The sequence below is a fragment of the Phaeobacter porticola genome (assembly GCF_001888185.1).
Taxonomy (GTDB): domain Bacteria; phylum Pseudomonadota; class Alphaproteobacteria; order Rhodobacterales; family Rhodobacteraceae; genus Phaeobacter; species Phaeobacter porticola.
In genome coordinates this window covers 143,861-161,507 of sequence record NZ_CP016365.1, presented here as the reverse complement: position 1 = coordinate 161,507, position 17,647 = coordinate 143,861, and the positions used below count along the sequence as shown (strand labels likewise).

The 17,647-nt window shown below is 57.6% G+C and carries 13 protein-coding genes; 3 read left to right on the top strand and 10 right to left on the bottom strand.

Features of this window, described 5'->3' with window-relative positions; all coding sequences use genetic code 11:
• Window positions 1-19: 19 nt before the first annotated feature.
• On the top strand, window positions 20-2,440 hold the full coding sequence (locus PhaeoP97_RS18225) for a GcvT family protein (RefSeq protein WP_072506670.1): 2,421 nt from the start codon (window positions 20-22) through the stop codon (window positions 2,438-2,440).
• A gap of 88 nt (window positions 2,441-2,528) precedes the next feature.
• Here PhaeoP97_RS18225 and PhaeoP97_RS18220 read toward each other — a convergent pair whose 3' ends face one another.
• The 6 genes from PhaeoP97_RS18220 to PhaeoP97_RS18195 form a co-directional block, all read right to left on the bottom strand.
• Window positions 2,529-3,536, bottom strand: a complete 1,008-nt coding sequence (locus tag PhaeoP97_RS18220) for an Ldh family oxidoreductase (RefSeq protein ID WP_072506669.1) — start codon at window positions 3,534-3,536, stop codon at window positions 2,529-2,531.
• 63 nt (window positions 3,537-3,599) lie between these two features.
• The gene (locus PhaeoP97_RS18215) at window positions 3,600-4,250 is read right to left on the bottom strand and encodes a DUF3726 domain-containing protein (protein ID WP_072506668.1); all 651 of its coding nucleotides are present in this window, start codon (window positions 4,248-4,250) and stop codon (window positions 3,600-3,602) included.
• A complete protein-coding gene (locus PhaeoP97_RS18210; protein ID WP_072506667.1) occupies window positions 4,247-5,938 on the bottom strand; it encodes a hypothetical protein in 1,692 nt (563 codons plus the stop codon). Before PhaeoP97_RS18210 ends, PhaeoP97_RS18215 begins: the two co-directional genes overlap by 4 nt.
• Before the next feature lie 106 nt (window positions 5,939-6,044).
• On the bottom strand, window positions 6,045-7,589 hold the full coding sequence (locus PhaeoP97_RS18205; protein ID WP_072506666.1) for a BCCT family transporter: 1,545 nt from the start codon (window positions 7,587-7,589) through the stop codon (window positions 6,045-6,047).
• Window positions 7,590-7,651: 62 nt separating this feature from the next.
• On the bottom strand, window positions 7,652-8,644 hold the full coding sequence (locus tag PhaeoP97_RS18200; RefSeq protein ID WP_072506665.1) for a membrane dipeptidase: 993 nt from the start codon (window positions 8,642-8,644) through the stop codon (window positions 7,652-7,654).
• Window positions 8,644-10,092: an aldehyde dehydrogenase family protein gene (locus tag PhaeoP97_RS18195; RefSeq protein ID WP_072506664.1), complete on the bottom strand. Its 1,449-nt coding sequence runs from the start codon at window positions 10,090-10,092 to the stop codon at window positions 8,644-8,646. Before PhaeoP97_RS18195 ends, PhaeoP97_RS18200 begins: the two co-directional genes overlap by 1 nt.
• Window positions 10,093-10,202: 110 nt before the next feature.
• Here PhaeoP97_RS18195 and PhaeoP97_RS18190 point away from each other — a divergent pair, with 110 nt between their 5' ends.
• Both PhaeoP97_RS18190 and PhaeoP97_RS18185 read left to right on the top strand, forming a co-directional pair.
• The gene (locus PhaeoP97_RS18190; RefSeq protein WP_072506663.1) at window positions 10,203-11,099 is read left to right on the top strand and encodes a LysR family transcriptional regulator; all 897 of its coding nucleotides are present in this window, start codon (window positions 10,203-10,205) and stop codon (window positions 11,097-11,099) included.
• Entirely contained in the window at window positions 11,096-12,103 is a 1,008-nt protein-coding gene (locus tag PhaeoP97_RS18185; protein ID WP_072506662.1) for a GlxA family transcriptional regulator, read from the top strand. Before PhaeoP97_RS18190 ends, PhaeoP97_RS18185 begins: the two co-directional genes overlap by 4 nt.
• 33 nt (window positions 12,104-12,136) lie before the next feature.
• On the opposite strand, the gene PhaeoP97_RS18180 is transcribed toward PhaeoP97_RS18185, so the two are convergent.
• From PhaeoP97_RS18180 to PhaeoP97_RS18165, 4 genes are read right to left on the bottom strand one after another with little or no spacing between them, the layout of a single operon-like run.
• The gene (locus PhaeoP97_RS18180; protein ID WP_072506661.1) at window positions 12,137-12,700 is read right to left on the bottom strand and encodes a sarcosine oxidase subunit gamma; all 564 of its coding nucleotides are present in this window, start codon (window positions 12,698-12,700) and stop codon (window positions 12,137-12,139) included.
• Complete coding sequence (locus PhaeoP97_RS18175) at window positions 12,693-15,647, bottom strand: sarcosine oxidase subunit alpha family protein (RefSeq protein WP_072506660.1); 2,955 nt, start codon at window positions 15,645-15,647, stop codon at window positions 12,693-12,695. Before PhaeoP97_RS18175 ends, PhaeoP97_RS18180 begins: the two co-directional genes overlap by 8 nt.
• Entirely contained in the window at window positions 15,644-15,952 is a 309-nt protein-coding gene (locus PhaeoP97_RS18170) for a sarcosine oxidase subunit delta (RefSeq protein WP_072506659.1), read from the bottom strand. Before PhaeoP97_RS18170 ends, PhaeoP97_RS18175 begins: the two co-directional genes overlap by 4 nt.
• A gap of 12 nt (window positions 15,953-15,964) precedes the next feature.
• Window positions 15,965-17,215, bottom strand: a complete 1,251-nt coding sequence (locus PhaeoP97_RS18165) for a sarcosine oxidase subunit beta family protein (RefSeq protein WP_072506658.1) — start codon at window positions 17,213-17,215, stop codon at window positions 15,965-15,967.
• Window positions 17,216-17,647: the final 432 nt, after the last annotated feature.

The window sequence follows — 17,647 nt, the reverse complement described above, 5'->3', positions numbered from 1 at the left end:
GCTCTTGAAGGGGGCAGAGATGCGTACAGAAGCACAGGCGGTTGTCATTGGTGGGGGCGTTATCGGCTGTTCGATCCTCTATCATTTGACCAAATTGGGATGGTCAGACGTTGTGTTGTTGGAGCGGGATGAGCTGACTTCAGGCTCAACCTGGCATGCGGCGGCCAATATCCATGGCCTGCATGACAGCACTAATATCAGTCGTATCCAGCATTACACCATGACGCTTTATAAGGAACTGGAAGAGGAAACCGGTCAGAGCTGTGGCGTTTTTCAGCCCGGCTCGCTGTATCTGGCGCAGACTGAGGAGCGTGAACATCAGCTCAAGCTCCAGGCAGCTAAAGCCAAGCTCTACGGTATGAATTTCTACGAAATAAGCATTGAGGAAGCCCAGCGACTGAACCCGCTTGTGAACTACGATGGCATCCGCTGTGTCATGTATGAACCCGATGGCGGCAATGTTGATCCTTCGGGTGTGACCAACGCCTATGCCGTGGGTGCACGTCAGCGCGGCGCCGAGATTCACCGTTTCACCCCGGTCACGGCAACTGAGCAAGAGGACGACGGCAGTTGGGTTGTCAAAACTCCCAAAGGTCACATTCGCACCAAATGGGTGATCAATGCTGCTGGCCTCTGGGGGCGTGAGGTCGCGGCGCTCGCCGGTATCGAACTGCCCTTGCAGCCAACCGAGCATCAGTATTTCGTGACCGAAACCATGGCAGACGTCGCTGACCATGGCACCCGTCTGCCATCCGTCAGCGACCGAGATGGTGAATATTACCTACGGCAGGAAGGGCAGGGGTTGTTGGTTGGGGCCTATGAAAAGGACATGAAATTCTGGGCCGAAGAAGGTACGCCCCTGGATTTTGCCCATGATCTATTCCCCGACGATCTGGAACGGATCGAAGAAAATATGATGAACGCCATTGAACGTCTGCCCGCAGTAGGCGAGGCGGGGATCAAGCGCGTCATCAACGGTCCGATGATCTGGTCGCCGGATGCGAACGTCCTGATGGGGCCAGTGCCAGAGCTGGACGGCTATTTCTGCTGCAACGGCATCATTCCTGGCTTCTCACAATCCGGTGGCATGGGCCTGATGGCGGCGCAGTGGATCATTGAAGGTGAGACACAATACGACATGTTTGCCTGGGACATGGCGCGGTTTGATACTTGGACCACAAAAGAGTTCACAAAGGCGCGTGTACAGGATCAGTATGCTCATCGCTTTGCGATCCATTTCCCCAATGAAGAACGCAGCGCAGGTCGTCCGGCGCGTACCCGGCCTATCTACGAGATGCAAGCAGAGATGGGCGCGGTTTTTGGACTGAACGCGGGATGGGAACATCCGTTGTGGTTTGCAGATGCGCTTGGAGCCAAGGATACAAACGGATTTACCCGGCAAAACTGGTGGGGACCGGTCGGTGAGGAATGCCGGATGCTGCGCGACCGGGCTGGGATCATTGATATCTCCAATTTTGCCAAATATCGTTGCAAAGGTCCGGGCGCCGAGGATTGGCTGAACGCTGTCTTTGCCAACACTATGCCTAAGTCTGTGGGCCGATCCTGCCTGACCCCTCTGATCTCCAAGCGTGGCGGTATTGCCGGGGATTTTACGGTCACCCGCGTTGCTGAAGATGAGTTCTGGATTATTGGTTCCGGCATGGCGGAGCGCTATCATAAACGGTTTTTCAAAGAGGTCGCACTGCCTACGGGGACATCATTTGTATCCATGACCGAGGCCATGTGTGGTTTCAACGTTGCGGGCCCCAAATCGCGTGAGATCTTGCAGCGATTGACCAACGCGTCACTTGCCACCGAGGATTTTCCGTTTATGCGCTCGGCGATGATCGACCTAGCTGGGATCGAAGTGCTTGCGTTGCGGGTGTCCTTTACCGGTGATCTGGGGTGGGAGTTGCACTGCAAGACCGCAGATCAATCGCGCCTTTACGCCGCGCTGTTGGAGGCAGGCAAACCGTTCGCGGCAGGCCCTGTTGGCAGCCGTGCGCTGATGTCATTGCGGGTGGAAAAGGGCTATGGCTCCTGGAGCCGCGAATACAGCCCGGAATACTGGCCACAAGAGGTGGGGCTGGACCGGCTCTGCAATATGCAGAAGGATTTCCTCAATAAAGACGCAGTGAAAAACGTGTTGGAACACCCCGCGCGCGAACAACTGGTGTTGTTGCATCTGAATGAGGCTGAAACAGAGGCCTCCTGTGCGGACGCGACAGGTGGGGAGCCTATTTTCAAGGACGGTAAAGGGATCGGTCGCGTGACCTCTGGTGCCTATGGCTATAGCGTCGGCATGTCTTTGGCGCTTGGCTTTGTTCGCGATGTGATCCCTGGGGATGTGGTAGATGTCATGGTTCTGGGTCGACCACATCGGGCGGCGATCCTCGAACATCCGCCATTTGACCCAGCGGGCACAATCCTGCGCGGTTAAGGTTCATTTTCAAAAAAGTGGAGGCCGTATTGGCCTCCACCTCATCACAGTATCTCGTGATGATCTGATGATCAGTGCGCTTTCGGGATCACAGCAGCGCGCGCACTTTCTCAAGCAGTGCGGCGTTTACAGCGACACCGTCAGATGCGGCGCGGATGCGGCTGGCGCGGCGGCCATCACCTGGCAAACGTGCCCCGTCTTGATCACGGATTGAGGCGATGAGGTCCGTCAGTTTTTCCTGAAACGCGCCGCCTGAAGTCGCCGCCGGGTCAATTGCGATGAAGAACTGACCAGTCTTGGGCGGGCCACCTGCGGTGCCAGAGAACGGGCTTGCGACGGCGCCAAGTGTTGCGCCGGTCATGGCGGCAGCCATCAGCTCAACAGTCAGGGCGATACCAACTCCCTTGTAGCCACCAGACGGTACCATCGATCCCTGAAGGCCGGCATCAGGATCTGTGGTTGGCTGGCCGTCGCCATCCAGCACCCAACCTTCGGGCACGGGTTTGCCTTCGCGAGAATGCTTCATTACTTCGCTCTTGGCGATTGTGCTGGCGGATTGGTCAATCAGCAGCGCGGCATTACCGTCTGTATCCGGGGCCGAGATCGAGAACGGATTGGTGCCCACGACAGGCTTAGCGCCGCCGGAGGGTGCGATGGAGGCTGGCGCGTTGGTAAAGCCGATGCCAAGCAGGCCGGCCTGGGCCAGACGCTGGGTATGAACACCCAGAACACCGCAATTGTAAGAGTTGTTGATGGCCAGAACCGCAACACCCATTTCGCGTGCCAGCGGCATCAGTCTCTCAAAACCCAAATCGATCGCGCTATGCGCAAAACCGGTTGCCGCATCCACCGTAACAACAGCGGGGCGGGGTTGATCAACGACGGGTGTTGCTTGGCCGTCAACTTTGCCACACTGTACGTGCTGAGCGTAGATCGGGATGTAGGCCAACCCGTGCGAGGCGACGCCATCGGCTTCGGTCATGGCGGTTGCCACAGCCAAAGGACGGGCATTTGCGTCGGAGGTTCCAGCCTTTACCAAGGCACGGAAGGCCAGATCTTCGATTGCGGCTAGTGACAGGGTTTCTGTTGCGGTCATAGTGGTCTTTCTGTTCTGCATATGCGGAGCGTGCAGGGTGGACCTGGGCCCCAATAGGTTTCGTCAGTCGTTGTCGCTGAGACCCGCGCCGGCGCCGCGCAAACGGCTTTCTTCGGTCGCGGGGGCAAATGTGCGATGCGCGAATTTGGCCAGCTGTTCCCAGCTTTCCTCTGACACATCGGCGCGCATGACCGGTTCCTGCTGGCCGGTCATATCGGCAGGGGCCGAAAACACCAATCTGTCAGCTTTATGCGTACGCAGAGCTTCGATAGAGCCTTGAACACAAAGCCGTTTACCGTCGGTGGCAAGACGGGCACCGTCCCATTCGGCCGCCACGGGGCGTCCGAGCCTCAGCGCAGCGCCACCCATGAAAGGCACAGCCAACAGCGGAATGTTAACGTGCTCCATTGTGATCTTGCCGCGTTCCAATAGCCGGACCGCGCAATCGCTTAGTGCGGCGCCGGCTATCAGCGGACTCATCCGGCGTGCAGGGGCATGCCAAACCTCAGCCCGCAAGGAGACGGGCGAGACGTCAATCGACGGGATGCGATCATTGATATTCAAAAGTTCCGCCAGCATTTCGGTCCCCGGAAAACCAAAGGCAGATAGCCAGCGTGTGCCTTTGGCAGCCTCTTCGGCCAATCCCCAAGATAAGCCTGCACCACGTGCGGCGCGTTTGCTCATCGCCTCAATTTCGTTCAGCGAATGGCTCATGCGGGGACCTCCTGAAGTTCGGGGAACACCCAGTATTCTGCGTTTTCAGCTGTCAGCTCGGTGGGCAATGGCGCATTGCCGTACATGCAGATCCGGACCCAGCGGTCCGATCTGGGATCAAATTTTGTTGCTCCAAAAAACGCCAACTTGCAGCGCAGCATGTCGATCGGCAACACTCGGTCCGAGATGGTATTGTCACGAATTTCGGCATAGGGTGCCCGACCCACGATCTGTGCCCGACGCAGGACATGTCGATGTTCAGAGTGGCGCAGTAAGAAATCAGCGACCTGTGCGTCATCTGGCCAATGCGCCAACGCCTGATACAGCATGGCCGCATCACGACCGGGCGCCAGGGGCTGTTCGTATTCTTCAATCGGCTCTTCGAACCGCTCGCCAAGGCGCGGTTCCAGCTTTTCTTCGGACACATACCATGCCCGCGCTTTGTTTTCAGGCGCCTGCCAGTTTGTGCCGATTGCCCAGGTGTAGACGTCACACAGTATCCGGCGCAGGTCGCCAATAGTCATCGCGCCTGCGATACGGAATGTTGCTGTGTTGTCTGCTGACATATCCTCGGCAAAACCGTCAACGATCCCACCATATGGTTCCAACATCAGCGAGGCGATCCATTCCTGGCCCTCAGGCGACAGTGTCTCCTCGGCCCAGCAATAGAGAGCGTTCCAGGGCTTGGCCCCGGCCAGTGTTTGAACATTGAGATAGCTTGTGATTTCTTCGATATCCGTCCGCAGGGCGCTGAGTTTCTGGATTTGAATGGGATGTTCTGAGCGCCAGTCCGCAATTGTTATCTTGCTACGGTCTATCAGGGTTCGGAATAGCGCAATCTCGTCTGTGTGGGCTTGCTCAATATTGCGTACGGCCTGGATTGCCTTTTCACGCGCGGCAATCCAGTTGTTGAACAGCACCGGATGGTTCAGCAAAAACGGAGCCATTCCCAATCCAGTGGAATTGCCGATGCCCATGGACCGGGCCAGTTCCGGTGCCAGTTTGGCGGCGGTCTTGCCCTCGGATTTGGCGCGGCAATTGGCCATATACTGTACCAAATCGGTGACGAACCAGCGGGTCAGATAGACAGACAGCATCTCGACCTGGAAAGGCGCGCGGAACTCGGGTCGTTCAGCGATCATTTCGCGATCTGCTGCCCCCAGCTTGCCTGATCCATAGACGGCAGTTGTTCGCATCAGGTAGCCCACGGCGTCAATCTGCTCGGCAGAGGGCTGCTGGCCGACGGCCAATGCGCTGACGACATGCTCCCACAGGCGCACTGAGCGGTTCGCACGCGAGACCGACAATTCTGAGCCCGAGACGCGCCCGGCCTCCTGTAAAGGAATATTCTGCGACAGACGTTCGATGTCTTGGGTATCGGGCACGCCATCAAACAAGGTGAAGGTGGCATCCCAAGCTTCGGCGATCACTCTGTCGGAGCGTTTTTCGGCTGGCAGGTCATGGGCGAAGGCAATCAGCGAGTAAGACCGCTCGGGGCCATGAGCAGTGTAAACCGCGTGGCCCTGCCCGGTCTCGTCGATATCAAAGGCGGTCTGTTCAAACCGCCATTCGTCGCGCGCCATGCGGCGAGTAAGAACGCGCATAAAGGACAGGCGTGATTGATGCATAGAGCCGAGACGCGCCAGGCGCATAACAGTGTTTGGATCGCGGCAGAGAATGTCAGTCATTCTAGTTGGCCTTTGCGGTCAGTACGTTAGGCATATCCCGTATGATCTGAACAGGTCGGGCAATGCGAATGGATCTGTCGGGCGCCGTTAGACGCCCGACAGACAATCAGCTTTCCTTGCCTTTTGCCAAAGTGATGCGCAGAGCATCCCAGAGCGAGGGCAGAAGGATCAGAGACACTGGTACGGCGGTGACGACAATGAAGCTTTGCAGTTTTGATACGCCGCCCGAACCGACAGAGATCAAAATGACTGCCATTACGCCCATCGCAATACCCCAGAAAACCCGCACCGCTGTGCTTGGGCTGTCGCCTTTGGTCATGGTAGCAGAGATCACATAACTCATCGAATCCCCGGTGGTGGCCACAAAGATCGTGGTCAGGATCAGGAATAGAATGGAGACGACAAACCCCATGGGAAGATTGTTGGTGATCGCCAAAAGGGCCGCAGGCAGGTTAAAGCCTTCGAACGCTGCAGAGATGGTGCCGGGTTCGGTCAATTCCATTGATATACCGGTGCCGCCGATGATGGTGAACCAGAAGTTGGTCACAATCGGTGCAATGATCGACAGCATAATGATGATCGAGCGGATAGACCGGCCGCGTGATACCCGCGCGATGAACATTGCCATCAGCGGACCATAACCCATGAACCACCCCCAAAAGAACACGGTCCACCAACCCAACCAACCGGGCGGGCCAAAGACGGCCGCATCACCACGATACAGAGCCATCTGGAAGAAGTTGCCCAGGTAGGTCGTGAAGCCTGAGAAGAACGACCCAAAGATGAAGCCGGTCGGGCCTGCGATCAGGACATATAGCAGTAGGACCGCAGCCAAGATAACATTGATCTTTGACAGCAGCTGGATACCGCGCGACAGGCCGGTCATCGCCGAGATTGTATAAAGCGCGACGAGCGCCGCAATAACCATGAATTGGGTGGCAAAAACGTCAGGGATCCCAAAGAGATCCGACAATCCATAGCTGACCTGAAGACCGAGGAAGCCGATCGGCCCTACTGTACCCGCGACCACAGCAATGATTGACGACGCATCAGCAATCAGGCCGATGGGACCGTTGATCGCCTTGTCGCCGAACACCGGATAGAGCAACGTCCGAGGGGCTAGCGGCAGGCCTTTTTCATAGTGGTAGTGCATCAGCATGACAGTCGAAAGCGAGCCAAGGATCGCCCAAGCCAAGAACCCCCAGTGCATAAAGCTCTGTGCGATGGCTGGTGTCACAGCGGCTTCGCTGCCACCCTCGGCGCCATAAAGCGGCGGCGAATAGAGGAAGTGTGCAATTGGCTCACCTGCGGCCCAGAATACGCCACCCCCCGCAAGCAATGTACACATGATCATGGATCCCCACTGGAATGTGGTGAACTCAGGTGCTGCCAGACCGCCCATAATGGCGCGGCCACCCGGCAGTATGCATAGGACCAGCCCAATCAAGAAGGTGGCTAGCAGCAGGATCTGCCAATATAGTCCGAAATAGGTCGCGGCGATGTTAAATCCCCAATCGACCAGTGCTGAAAGGCCGTCAAGATTGACCAGTGCCGCCACACAGAACAGCGCGATAAAGCCGCCCGAAAGCAGAAAGAGCGGCTTATTAATGCGGCTCTCCTGCGGTGTTGTTTCCATCGATGTCTCTGACATCTGTCCCTCCCATTGGTCGGCCCGATATCATTATGCTGGGCCGTTAAACGTATCCCGGTCCGTCAGCTCCCTGACTTCGCACCGAAATTCTCATCGAAAAAGCGGTACCAGTTGCCCCCCATGACAGCGGCGACCTCTTCCTCATTCATCCCGACGCTGCGCAAACCGTCTTCGATATTGCCAAAGTCACGGTTGTCCTCGAACCAGCTGGGCATTGGCGGGAATCCTGGCGCGGATTTTGAACCCTCGCCGTAGTCGATTTCTTTGGTCCAGCGACCGACACGCATCCATTCGACGATGCTGTCGGGCTGATCTTGGCAAAGGTCGGTTCCAATGCCGAGGTGTTGCACCCCGTATCGATCCGCGGTCCGCGCGATCATCTCGCAGAAGCTCTGCAGCGTGCAGGCGGATTTGTCTTTCAGGTGATGCGGATAGACGGAGAAGCCGAACATCCCGCCATTGGAGGTCACTGCGCGGATCACGTCGTCTTTCTTGTTGCGCAGGGCAGGGGACCAGTCATGCGGATTGGCATGGGTGATGGCGATCGGGCGTTCCGACAGATCCGCCGCCTCAATCGTTGAACGGTCCGCAGAATGGCTCATATCGACCACAAGGCCGACGCGGTTCATCTCCTTGATGACCTGCTTGCCCATACGGGTGATGCCGGTGTCCTCCGCCTCATAACAGCCAGTCGCCAGTAGCGATTGGTTGTTATAGGTCAGCTGCATGAACCGCGCGCCCAGAGTGTGCACAATTTCGACCAAGCCGATGTCATCTTCAATCGGTGAGGGGTTCTGGAAACCGAAAAACACCGCCGTACGCCCAGTTTCGCGCGCCTTGTCGATGTCGGAGGCCCAGAGACCCTTCATGATCAGATCAGAATACTGCTCAAACCAACGATTCCACTTCTCAAAGTTCAGAACCGTTTCGCGAAAGTTCTCGTGGTAGGAGATGGTGACGTGGATTGCATCCACGCCCCCGTCCCGCAGCTGGCGAAAGATCTTCTCCGACCAGTTGGCGTATTGCAGCCCGTCAATCCTGAGCGCCGGACGCATCAAACCGGGCCTGCGCTGATATAGGCAGTCTTAACTGTGGTGTAGAACTCCGCTGCTGCTTTACCCTGTTCGCGCGGACCATAGGAGCTGTCACCGCGACCACCGAAGGGCACGTGGTAGTCAGTGCCAGCGGTCGGCAGATTGACAGTCACAACACCGGTGCGCGCATTGCGGCGGAAATGGGTAGCGCGGGCCAGTGATTTGGTGACGATCCCCGAGGTCAGGCCAAAGTTGGTGTCATTGACCACCGAAAGCGCCTCATCATAGCTGCCAACCTTAATGACCGAAGTCAGCGGCGCGAACATTTCTTCGCGGTTGATACGCATGTCGTTTGTTGAGTTCAGGAACACGCCGGGGGACATGTAGAACCCCTGATGCGGCATCTCGAGACGCTGGCCACCGCAGGCCAACTCGGCGCCTTCGGTTTTGCCCAGATCAACATAGGCGAGGTTTTCGTTCAGCTGCTGTTCGCTGACCACTGGACCCATCTGCACGCCTGCTTCCAGTGCGTGGCCGACTTTCATGGCCTGTGCCCCTGCCACCAGCTTTTCCACGAAGGCGTCATGAATACCGGCGTGGACCACCAGTCGCGAGGAGGCCGTGCATTTCTGTCCGGTGCCGCCAAAGGCACCACCAAGCGCCAGCGTGACGGCCAGATCCAGATCTGCGTCGTCCATTACGGCCAGCGCATTCTTGGATCCCATTTCCATCTGTACCTTGGTCAGGTTCTGGATGGCGGCAGACGCGATTCCCTTGCCGACCGGCACCGAACCGGTGAAGGAAATCGCGTTCACCTTGGGGCTTTCGACCAGACGCTGACCAATGGACCGGCCTGACCCCATCACCAGAGAGAACAGACCTTTGGGAATGTCCTGCCGCTCAATGATCTCCGCCAGCGCAACAGCCGATGCCGGGGTGATATTTGCCGGTTTCCAGACCACGGCATTGCCATAGCAAAGCGCCGGGGCAATTTTCCAGGAGGCGGTTGCAGTCGGGAAGTTCCAGGGGCTGATAATCGCGACGGTTCCGACAGCTTCGCGGCGGACGTCGACCTCAATATCGGGGCGCACAGAATCCGCATTCTCACCGATCTGGCGCAGGCATTCGGCAGCGTAGTAGGTGAAGAATTGGCCAGCGCGATAGACTTCGCCTTTACCTTCGGCCAGCGGCTTGCCTTCTTCACGGCTGAGAAGTGTACCCAGCTCCTCTGCGCGGGCCATCATTTCATTCCCGATGGCATTCAGCACCGCCTGTTTGCGCTCCAGACCGTAGGCAGCCCATTCGCGCTGCGCCACCTTCGCCTGATCCAGTGTCGCCTCCAGCTGATCGGCGCTGGCCTGGGCAAAGACACCGACCAGATCACTCAAATCAGACGGGTTGCGGTTTTCAACTTCGCTCTCACCAGCAAGCCATTCACCGGCGATCAGGTTCTTTTGGATATCAGTCATGGTCAGAGGCCTCACACAGAATTCAGTTTCCATGGGTATGGACATGAGAGACCACTTCAATCAAACTCAAATAACTGAACATCATTTCAGAAACTTTGAAGTCTATAGCTATGGCGCTTAAAATTGAGTTGCTTCGCGGATTTGCCGCAGTTGCCCGAAGCGGAAACCTAAGTGACGCAGCCGGCATTCTGGGGCGCACACCGTCTGCGGTGTCGATGATGCTGAAACAGTTGGAGACGCATCTAGGCGAACCGCTGTTCGAGACCGATCGAAAGAACCGCCTGACGGCGCTGGGGGCCTTTGTGCTGGAGCAGGCCGAGCGCGAGTTGCAGCAATACGACACAATGGTCAAAGCGATTGAGGGCTATGCCAAGGCGACACACGGGCATGTGCGGATTGCCACCGTTCCATCAGTTGCAGGCACCGTTATGCCTTTGGTTTTTTCAAGACATATCAGTGATTTCGAGCATGTCGATATTGAGCTTCGCGATATGGATTCCATATCTGTCCTACATGAATTGTCTCGTGAGCGCATCGACATCGGGATTGCCACACTGGGTCAAAACAGCTCCGGCCTGCACAGCCAGCACCTGCTCTCGGATGCCTTTGGGGTGATCTGCACCCGCAATCACCCATTGGCACAGCAACGAGGAAAAATCGACTGGGATATGCTGCGGGATGAGCGTTTGATCGCCAACAGTTTGTCGGCTGGAATCAATGCCGAGCCGTCCCGGATATTGCACGATAAGGCCCTGTTGAAAGCACAGAACCTGACCTCCATCATGGCGATGGTGCGGGCAGAAATTGGTGTCACTATTTTGCCGGAAATGGCCGCACGGGCTGCAAATGCGCCGGAGCTGGTGTTCTGTCAGCTGGCTGATTCGCGGGCCACACGACAGATCCATCTGCTGCGCAAAACCGATACCGCCCTGTCGCCAGCCGCGCGATTGCTGGAAAAACACATCCTCACCTGTGCTGCAGAACTCACCGAAGGAGGCCTGTCATGACCCGAACCGACGCGCCGCTCACACTGGGCATTCTGATCTTTCCCGGTTTCCCAATGGCCTGTCTGACCTCCTGTATCGAACCATTGCGCGCCGCCAATGAAATCGCCGGAAAGGAGGCCTTTCGCTGGACGGTGGTTGCTGAAACCGCAGATCCGGTCGCCTCCTCAGCTGGGGTCAGTTTTGGTCCGGATACCGTGCTGGCGGATCTGGCCGAGCATGATTTTCTGTTTTTTACTGCAGGACCCAATGCGCGGTTTGACCAACCGGCACGGGCCAATGCAGCCTTGCAGCGGATCACCCGGAGCAAGACCCGGCTCGGCGCCTTCAGCGGTGGGGTTTTTCCGCTGGCACGGACCGGTCTGGTGGCGGGTCAGCCGCTCTCGGTTCACTGGTGTTACGAGGCCGCGTTTGAGGCGGAGTTCCCGGACATCGAACGACAGAGCACAGTGATCTGCGATGAGGGCTCACTTGTGACAATCTCCGGAGCGACCGCGGTGTTTGACTACATGCTCACCCTGATCGAGGAGCATCTTGGCGGGGATATCATGGCCGAGGTCGCCTGTTGGTTTCAGCATCCCTATGTGCGCAGCGCAGCGACCTCTCAGAAAACGCCCGCATTTTCAACGGCCAAGAGCAAGGACTTGCTGCCAAAGAAGGTGACGCAGGCGATCGAGCATTTCGCTGAGCACATTGAAGATCCGATCCAGATCAGTGACGTCGCGGATGCCATTGGGGTATCCGCCCGGTCGCTGGAACGCAGCTTCAAGGAGGCCACAGGCCAGAGCCCGTTGAAATACTATCGGATGATGCGCATGAACCAGGCGCGGCAGCTGGTGCTGTATTCCAGCACGTCAGTAACGGAGATTGCCTATATGGTGGGCTACAGCACCCCCGGCGCATTCCTGCGGATCTACCGCGAGAGTTTTGGCGTCACGCCGATCAATGACCGACGCGCCAAGAACTCCTTGCGCGTCAAAAGCGGGGATGCCCTGCCGGCTGGCTAAGCCCGGCAGGGCATGCACATCCAGATCCCAATCTCAGGCGATGGAGCGGGCGGCAGTGATCAGCGCGTGATGCAAGGATGCAGCAGAGGAGCGCGGCCCCAGAACAGCCATGCGATCCTCGTCAAGGCGCCACAGGAACACGCCAAGATGCTCCAGGGTGCCACGAATGACGCATCCGGGTTTCATGTCGCGGACCGGCGCGTTGCTGAGCCGTTCAAACAGATCACCCAGGGCAGCGCCCGCAATATCGAACCGACACCAGCCATCCGTCTGTTCCACCACCGATGCTGTGGCGACAGCCACTTGTTTCAAATCACGGGCCAGCAGCTCGTGTTGATCATATGGCCCTGAGACCATCCATTGATCCGGTCCAGTCCAAAAGGCCGAGAGTGTACTAGCCTGTGACGATCCACCAACTTCTGGCAGCTCCATCTTATAGGCCTCTGCAAGAGCTTCCCGCAGCGCCGGTTCTTGATCTTTGCGAGCCGCCACTGAGGCAAGCGCCCGGTCTGTCACTTCGGATACGGTCAGGTTGCCAATCGTGTCCACCCGGGGGGTGTCACTGCCAAGCGGTGTGATGGGTTTCAGTTTATGCACGGAGTTTCTCCCCTTCCGGGTCAACGAAGTGAGGGCTGACGATTTCGACCAATACTTCTTGCTTTTCCAGTGGGTTGACCAGACGTAGCCGCTCGCCCATCCGATCATTTCCGTCTTTGACAAAGGCCAAACCAATTGAACTCTTGAGGATTGGCGAATAGGCGGACGAAGTGACGTAGCCCTGATCATTGGGCGCATCAACCGGGCCACTCGCCGCCATAAGGTGGCCACCTGCGGGCACGCTGTCCTTGGCATTCACGGGCCGTAGCCCGACCAAGTTCAATGCATCCTTGGCGTTCATCCCCTCGCGACGGCTGAGCACATTGCCGATACAGTCCTTTTTGCTCGACACCATACGCCCAAGCCCGAGGTTCAGCGCAGATGTCGTGCCGTTCAGCTCATTGCCGGCGGCGTGGCCTTTCTCGATCCGCATCACGCCGAGCGCCTCGGTGCCATAGGGGGTGACATCGAAGGCCTCACCCGCGACCATCATCTCGCGCAACAGCGCATCGCCATAACGGGTCGGCACCGCAATTTCATAGGCCAGTTCACCCGAGAAAGAGATGCGGAACAGCCGCGCACGACAACCGCCACAAACCGTGATTTCGCCACAGCCCATAAAGGGGAAGGCCTCGTTCGAAATGTCGAATTCAGTATCTACGATCTTTTGCAGCAGTTTGCGGGCATTGGGACCAGCCACAGCATACTGCGCCCAGGCTTCCGTTGTGGAGATCAGCTGAACGTCCAGATCTGGGCAGAGACACTGGCGCACAAATTCCATGTTTCGATAGACAAGAACGGCGTTCGCTGTGGTGGTGGTAACAACGAAATGGTCCTCTGCCAGACGCGCGGCGGTGCCGTCGTCATAGGCGACACCATCCTCGCGCAGCATCAGGCCATATCGGACCTTGCCCACCGCTAATTTGGCGAAGCCATTGGCGTAGATCATGTTTAGAAACGTCGCAGCATCTGTACCCTGCACATCAATTTTGCCAAGCGTCGTCACATCACAAATTCCGACAGAGCGACGGGTCTGTAAAACTTCGCGGTCCACCGATTGCCGCCAGTGTGTTTCGCCTTTGCGCGGGAACCATTGTGCGCGCAGCCAGTTGCCCACCTCGACAAAGACAGCGCCTTGTTCCTCCGCCCATTTATGGCTGGGGGTTAGGCGGGTGGGGTGGAAATCCTTGCCCACAGCGCGTCCAGCCAGCGCCCCCAACGCAACGGGCGTATAGGGGGGGCGGAAGATGGTTGTGCCGGTCTGAGGGATGGATTTCCCAGTCAGCTCTGCCATAACCGCAAGAGCGCCAATGTTTGAGGTCTTTCCTTGATCAGTTGCCATGCCCAGCGTCGTGTAGCGCTTCAGGTGCTCGACCGAGGTAAAGTTCTCCTGATGCGCCAGTTTGACATCCTTGACAGTCACGTCGTTCTGGAAATCGAGCCAAGCGCGTCTTGCGCCCTTAACGTGCCAGAACGGTGTGAGAGAGACCGGTGCGTCTTCTGCCTGGGGCAGGTCGGCCGGGTGTGCAGTGATGCCAAGATCGGCGAGAGCGGCCACCGCCTGATCAGCGCCACCACGCAAAGCTGCTGCGGTGGACATGTCGCCCATTGCAGCGCCAGCAATCGACTGACCCACGGGCAAATCAGGACCCGGGACAAAGGAGTGGATCGTTGCGTTCCACACCGGACGGCCTCGCTGGTGGCAGGTAAGGCCCAGATTGGGGTTCCAGCCGCCGGACATCGCCAGGGCACCGCATTCAATGTTGCGGGTTTGACCATTCTCCAATCGCACAGTGACAGAAGACAGGCCAAGCCGCCCCTTGGTGTTGATAACCTCTGCGCCTGCCAGAACTTCGGTTCCCTCCAGTTTGGGAGCATCGGGACGGGTGTCGATGACGGCCGGTACCCGAACACCTTTGGCGATCAAGTCGCGGGCGGTCTGATGCGCATTGTCATTATTGGCGAATACCACGACCGACTGCGCCGGGGTTGTCGCCCAGCGATTGGCATAGGCCCGCACTGCACCCGCGAGCATCACGCCGGGGCGGTCATTGTTTTCAAAGGCGATGGGGCGCTCAATCGCGCCGGTGGCGACCAATGCGCGTTTAGAATAGATCCGCCACAGTGTTTGACGCGGCTTGCCGGTGATTGGGGCGGGCAGGTGATCTGCATTGCGCTCAACCGCGCCGTAGACACCATGATCATAGGCACCAAAGACCGTTGTACGCGGCATGATGCGTACATTTGGGAATGTGGACAGTTCCGCCAGAGACTGCGTCACCCAGTCGGAGCCCGATTGACCCGATAGCCCTTGCGTCTCGCTTAGCAAGCGACCGCCCATGCGGAAATCTTCGTCGGCCAGAATAACTTGTGCACCAGCCCGTCCAGCAGTGAGTGCCGCCGCAAGGCCGGCGGGGCCCGCGCCGATGATCAGAAGATCACAGTGCAGATAGCCCTTGTCATAGGCATCGGGGTCCGCTTCTCCGGTCAGGCTGCCAAGCCCGGCGGCCTTGCGGATGATCGGTTCGTATAGTTTTTCCCAAAACGCCTTGGGCCACATAAAGGTCTTGTAATAGAAGCCAGCGGCAAGAAAGTTCGAGAACCGGTCATTGATCGCCATCGCATCATGCTCAAGCGATGGCCAGCGGTTCTGCGACTGTGCTTCTAACCCCTGATATATTTCGGCTACGGTGGCACGGGTGTTCGGCTCTTGTCGGCCGCCAGAACGCAATTCTACCAGCGCGTTGGGCTCTTCGCTGCCGGCGCTCAACACGCCCCTGGGGCGGTGATACTTGAACGATCGCCCCATGAGACGTACGCCGTTTGCGAGAAGTGCCGAGGCTAACGTATCGCCCTGATGGCCCTGATAGGTCTTGCCATCAAAGCAGAAGGACAGTGGTTGGCCGTGATCGATAAGACCACCGGACAGTCGGTTTGCTTGGCTCATTGCACCAACTCCTGCACATGGTTCGCGGCCTTGTTTGCGAGTGCCACATCGCGGGCCAGTTCCACCTTCAGGATTTCATGAGTGCTGATGTTACGGGTGACCACTAGCCACGAGCGGTCGCCCTGTTCATGGAACCACAGTTCGCGATGTTCACCTGCCGGGTTCTCGCGAAGGTAGAGATAATCGTGGAACTGTTTCAGTGCGTTTTCAGACAGCCAATAAGGGCGGTTCATAAGGTTCGCATCGCCCAAATAGGTGAATTCCTGCGCGTCGCGCGGACCCAAAAGCGGATGGTTGATGATCATCTGGTCAGTCCCTCAATGCAGGTTCGGTTGGGCGCCCTGGCCCTTTTCGTCGATCATGTGGCCGGACATGAACCGGTCTAGGCGATAGGCCGTCGCTGTCTCATGTGGATGATCGGTTTTTAGAAGATGCGCGAAGCAATAACCTGCAGCAGGGGTCGCCTTGAACCCGCCGTAGCACCAGCCGCCGTTGAAATAGAGCCCGTCGATATGAGTCTTGTCGATGAACGGAGAGCCGTCCATGGACATATCCATAATGCCGCCCCAGCTGCGCAGCAGGCGCGCGCGACCAAGGGCAGGGATCAGCGACATACCGCTTTCGATCACATCCTCGACCACAGGCAGATTACCGCGTTGAGCATAGGAGTTATACATGTCGATGTCGCCACCAAAGACGAGACCGCCTTTGTCCGACTGGCTGCAATAGAAATGGCCGGCACCATAGGTGATCACCCCGGGGATAAAGGGTTTCAGCCCTTCTGAGACAAAGGCCTGCAGCACGTGGCTTTCGATTGGCAGCCGCATACCGGCTAGCGCCATCAGTCGGCTGGAGTTGCCCGCAACCGATATGCCAACCTTGCCTGCACCAATATAGCCTCGCGAAGTTTCGACCCCTAAAATGCGGCCATTCTCGATCCGTAGGCCTGTGACTTCGCAGTTCTGGATGATGTCCACGCCGCGGCTGTCGGCTCCACGGGCGTAGCCCCATGCAACCGCATCATGCCGGACGGTGCCGCCGCGCCGGTGTAGGAGCCCCCCTTTGATCGGGAAGCGGGCATCATCGAAGTTGAGAAAGGGATACATCGCACGCACGCCATCGGTATCCAGCAATTCAGCGTCAGAGCCGTTGAGGATCATCCCGTTGCCGCGCCGACGCGCCGCGTCACGCTGTGCGTCGGAATGGATCAGGTTTAGGATCCCGCGCTGGCTGACCATTGCGTTATAGTTCAGATCCTGTTCGAGGTTTTCCCACAGCTTTAGCGAAAACTCATAGAAGGGCTCGTTACCATCCAACAGGTAATTTGAGCGAATAATTGTGGTGTTTCGTCCGACGTTACCGCCGCCAATCCAGCCTTTTTCGAGCACCGCAATGCGTGCCCCACCAAATTCCTTGGCCAAGTAGTAAGCCGTCGCCAACCCATGCCCACCGCCTCCGATGATGATATAATCATACGCATCCTGCGGTGCCGCATCGCGCCATTGCGGACGCCAGCCCTTATGCCCGGTCAGGGCTTCCTTGATCAGTCCTAACGCAGAATATCGCATGCGGGCTCCTGTTCCTTACAAGGAGCATTTGCTATGAAATCATGGAAACCTGCTGTTGCGTTTTCGGACAATATTCGTGTCAGAATCGACAGCTTGAAGTCATGTAGATCGCAGTCGAAGACAGTGATACTGATCAAAGACACTCTTTCGAAGTGTAAGCAGGCCAATTTTGTTGTCAGCTTCGGCGGCGGAGTCCCCCAGACCCTGCGAAAAGTTCGGGCTGCGTATCTGAGGACGCCTATTCCATGTGAAAATTAGGGTAGTGCCGATTACGGTACCAGGTCACGTGCATTTTCCGCCGTCAACGGGGCGGGCGCAGGTTGTGGTTGTCGCGACTCAGGAGCGGGTCTTACCCGCTTTCAGGATAGCGGACATCACATCGACAGTATGCGCGGCCAGATCAAGACGGCCAGATCAAGACTGAAGCGGTGT

What these genes read in the sequence shown, in the direction of transcription:
- PhaeoP97_RS18225 (WP_072506670.1), top strand. Translation starts at nt 20, where the DNA reads ATGCGTACAGAAGCACAGGCGGTTGTCATTGGTGGGGGCGTTATCGGC.
- PhaeoP97_RS18220 (WP_072506669.1), bottom strand. Translation starts at nt 3,536, where the DNA reads ATGACCGCAACAGAAACCCTGTCACTAGCCGCAATCGAAGATCTGGCC.
- PhaeoP97_RS18215 (WP_072506668.1), bottom strand. Translation starts at nt 4,250, where the DNA reads ATGAGCCATTCGCTGAACGAAATTGAGGCGATGAGCAAACGCGCCGCA.
- PhaeoP97_RS18210 (WP_072506667.1), bottom strand. Translation starts at nt 5,938, where the DNA reads ATGACTGACATTCTCTGCCGCGATCCAAACACTGTTATGCGCCTGGCG.
- PhaeoP97_RS18205 (WP_072506666.1), bottom strand. Translation starts at nt 7,589, where the DNA reads ATGTCAGAGACATCGATGGAAACAACACCGCAGGAGAGCCGCATTAAT.
- PhaeoP97_RS18200 (WP_072506665.1), bottom strand. Translation starts at nt 8,644, where the DNA reads ATGCGTCCGGCGCTCAGGATTGACGGGCTGCAATACGCCAACTGGTCG.
- PhaeoP97_RS18195 (WP_072506664.1), bottom strand. Translation starts at nt 10,092, where the DNA reads ATGACTGATATCCAAAAGAACCTGATCGCCGGTGAATGGCTTGCTGGT.
- PhaeoP97_RS18190 (WP_072506663.1), top strand. Translation starts at nt 10,203, where the DNA reads ATGGCGCTTAAAATTGAGTTGCTTCGCGGATTTGCCGCAGTTGCCCGA.
- PhaeoP97_RS18185 (WP_072506662.1), top strand. Translation starts at nt 11,096, where the DNA reads ATGACCCGAACCGACGCGCCGCTCACACTGGGCATTCTGATCTTTCCC.
- PhaeoP97_RS18175 (WP_072506660.1), bottom strand. Translation starts at nt 15,647, where the DNA reads ATGAGCCAAGCAAACCGACTGTCCGGTGGTCTTATCGATCACGGCCAA.
- PhaeoP97_RS18170 (WP_072506659.1), bottom strand. Translation starts at nt 15,952, where the DNA reads ATGATCATCAACCATCCGCTTTTGGGTCCGCGCGACGCGCAGGAATTC.
- PhaeoP97_RS18165 (WP_072506658.1), bottom strand. Translation starts at nt 17,215, where the DNA reads ATGCGATATTCTGCGTTAGGACTGATCAAGGAAGCCCTGACCGGGCAT.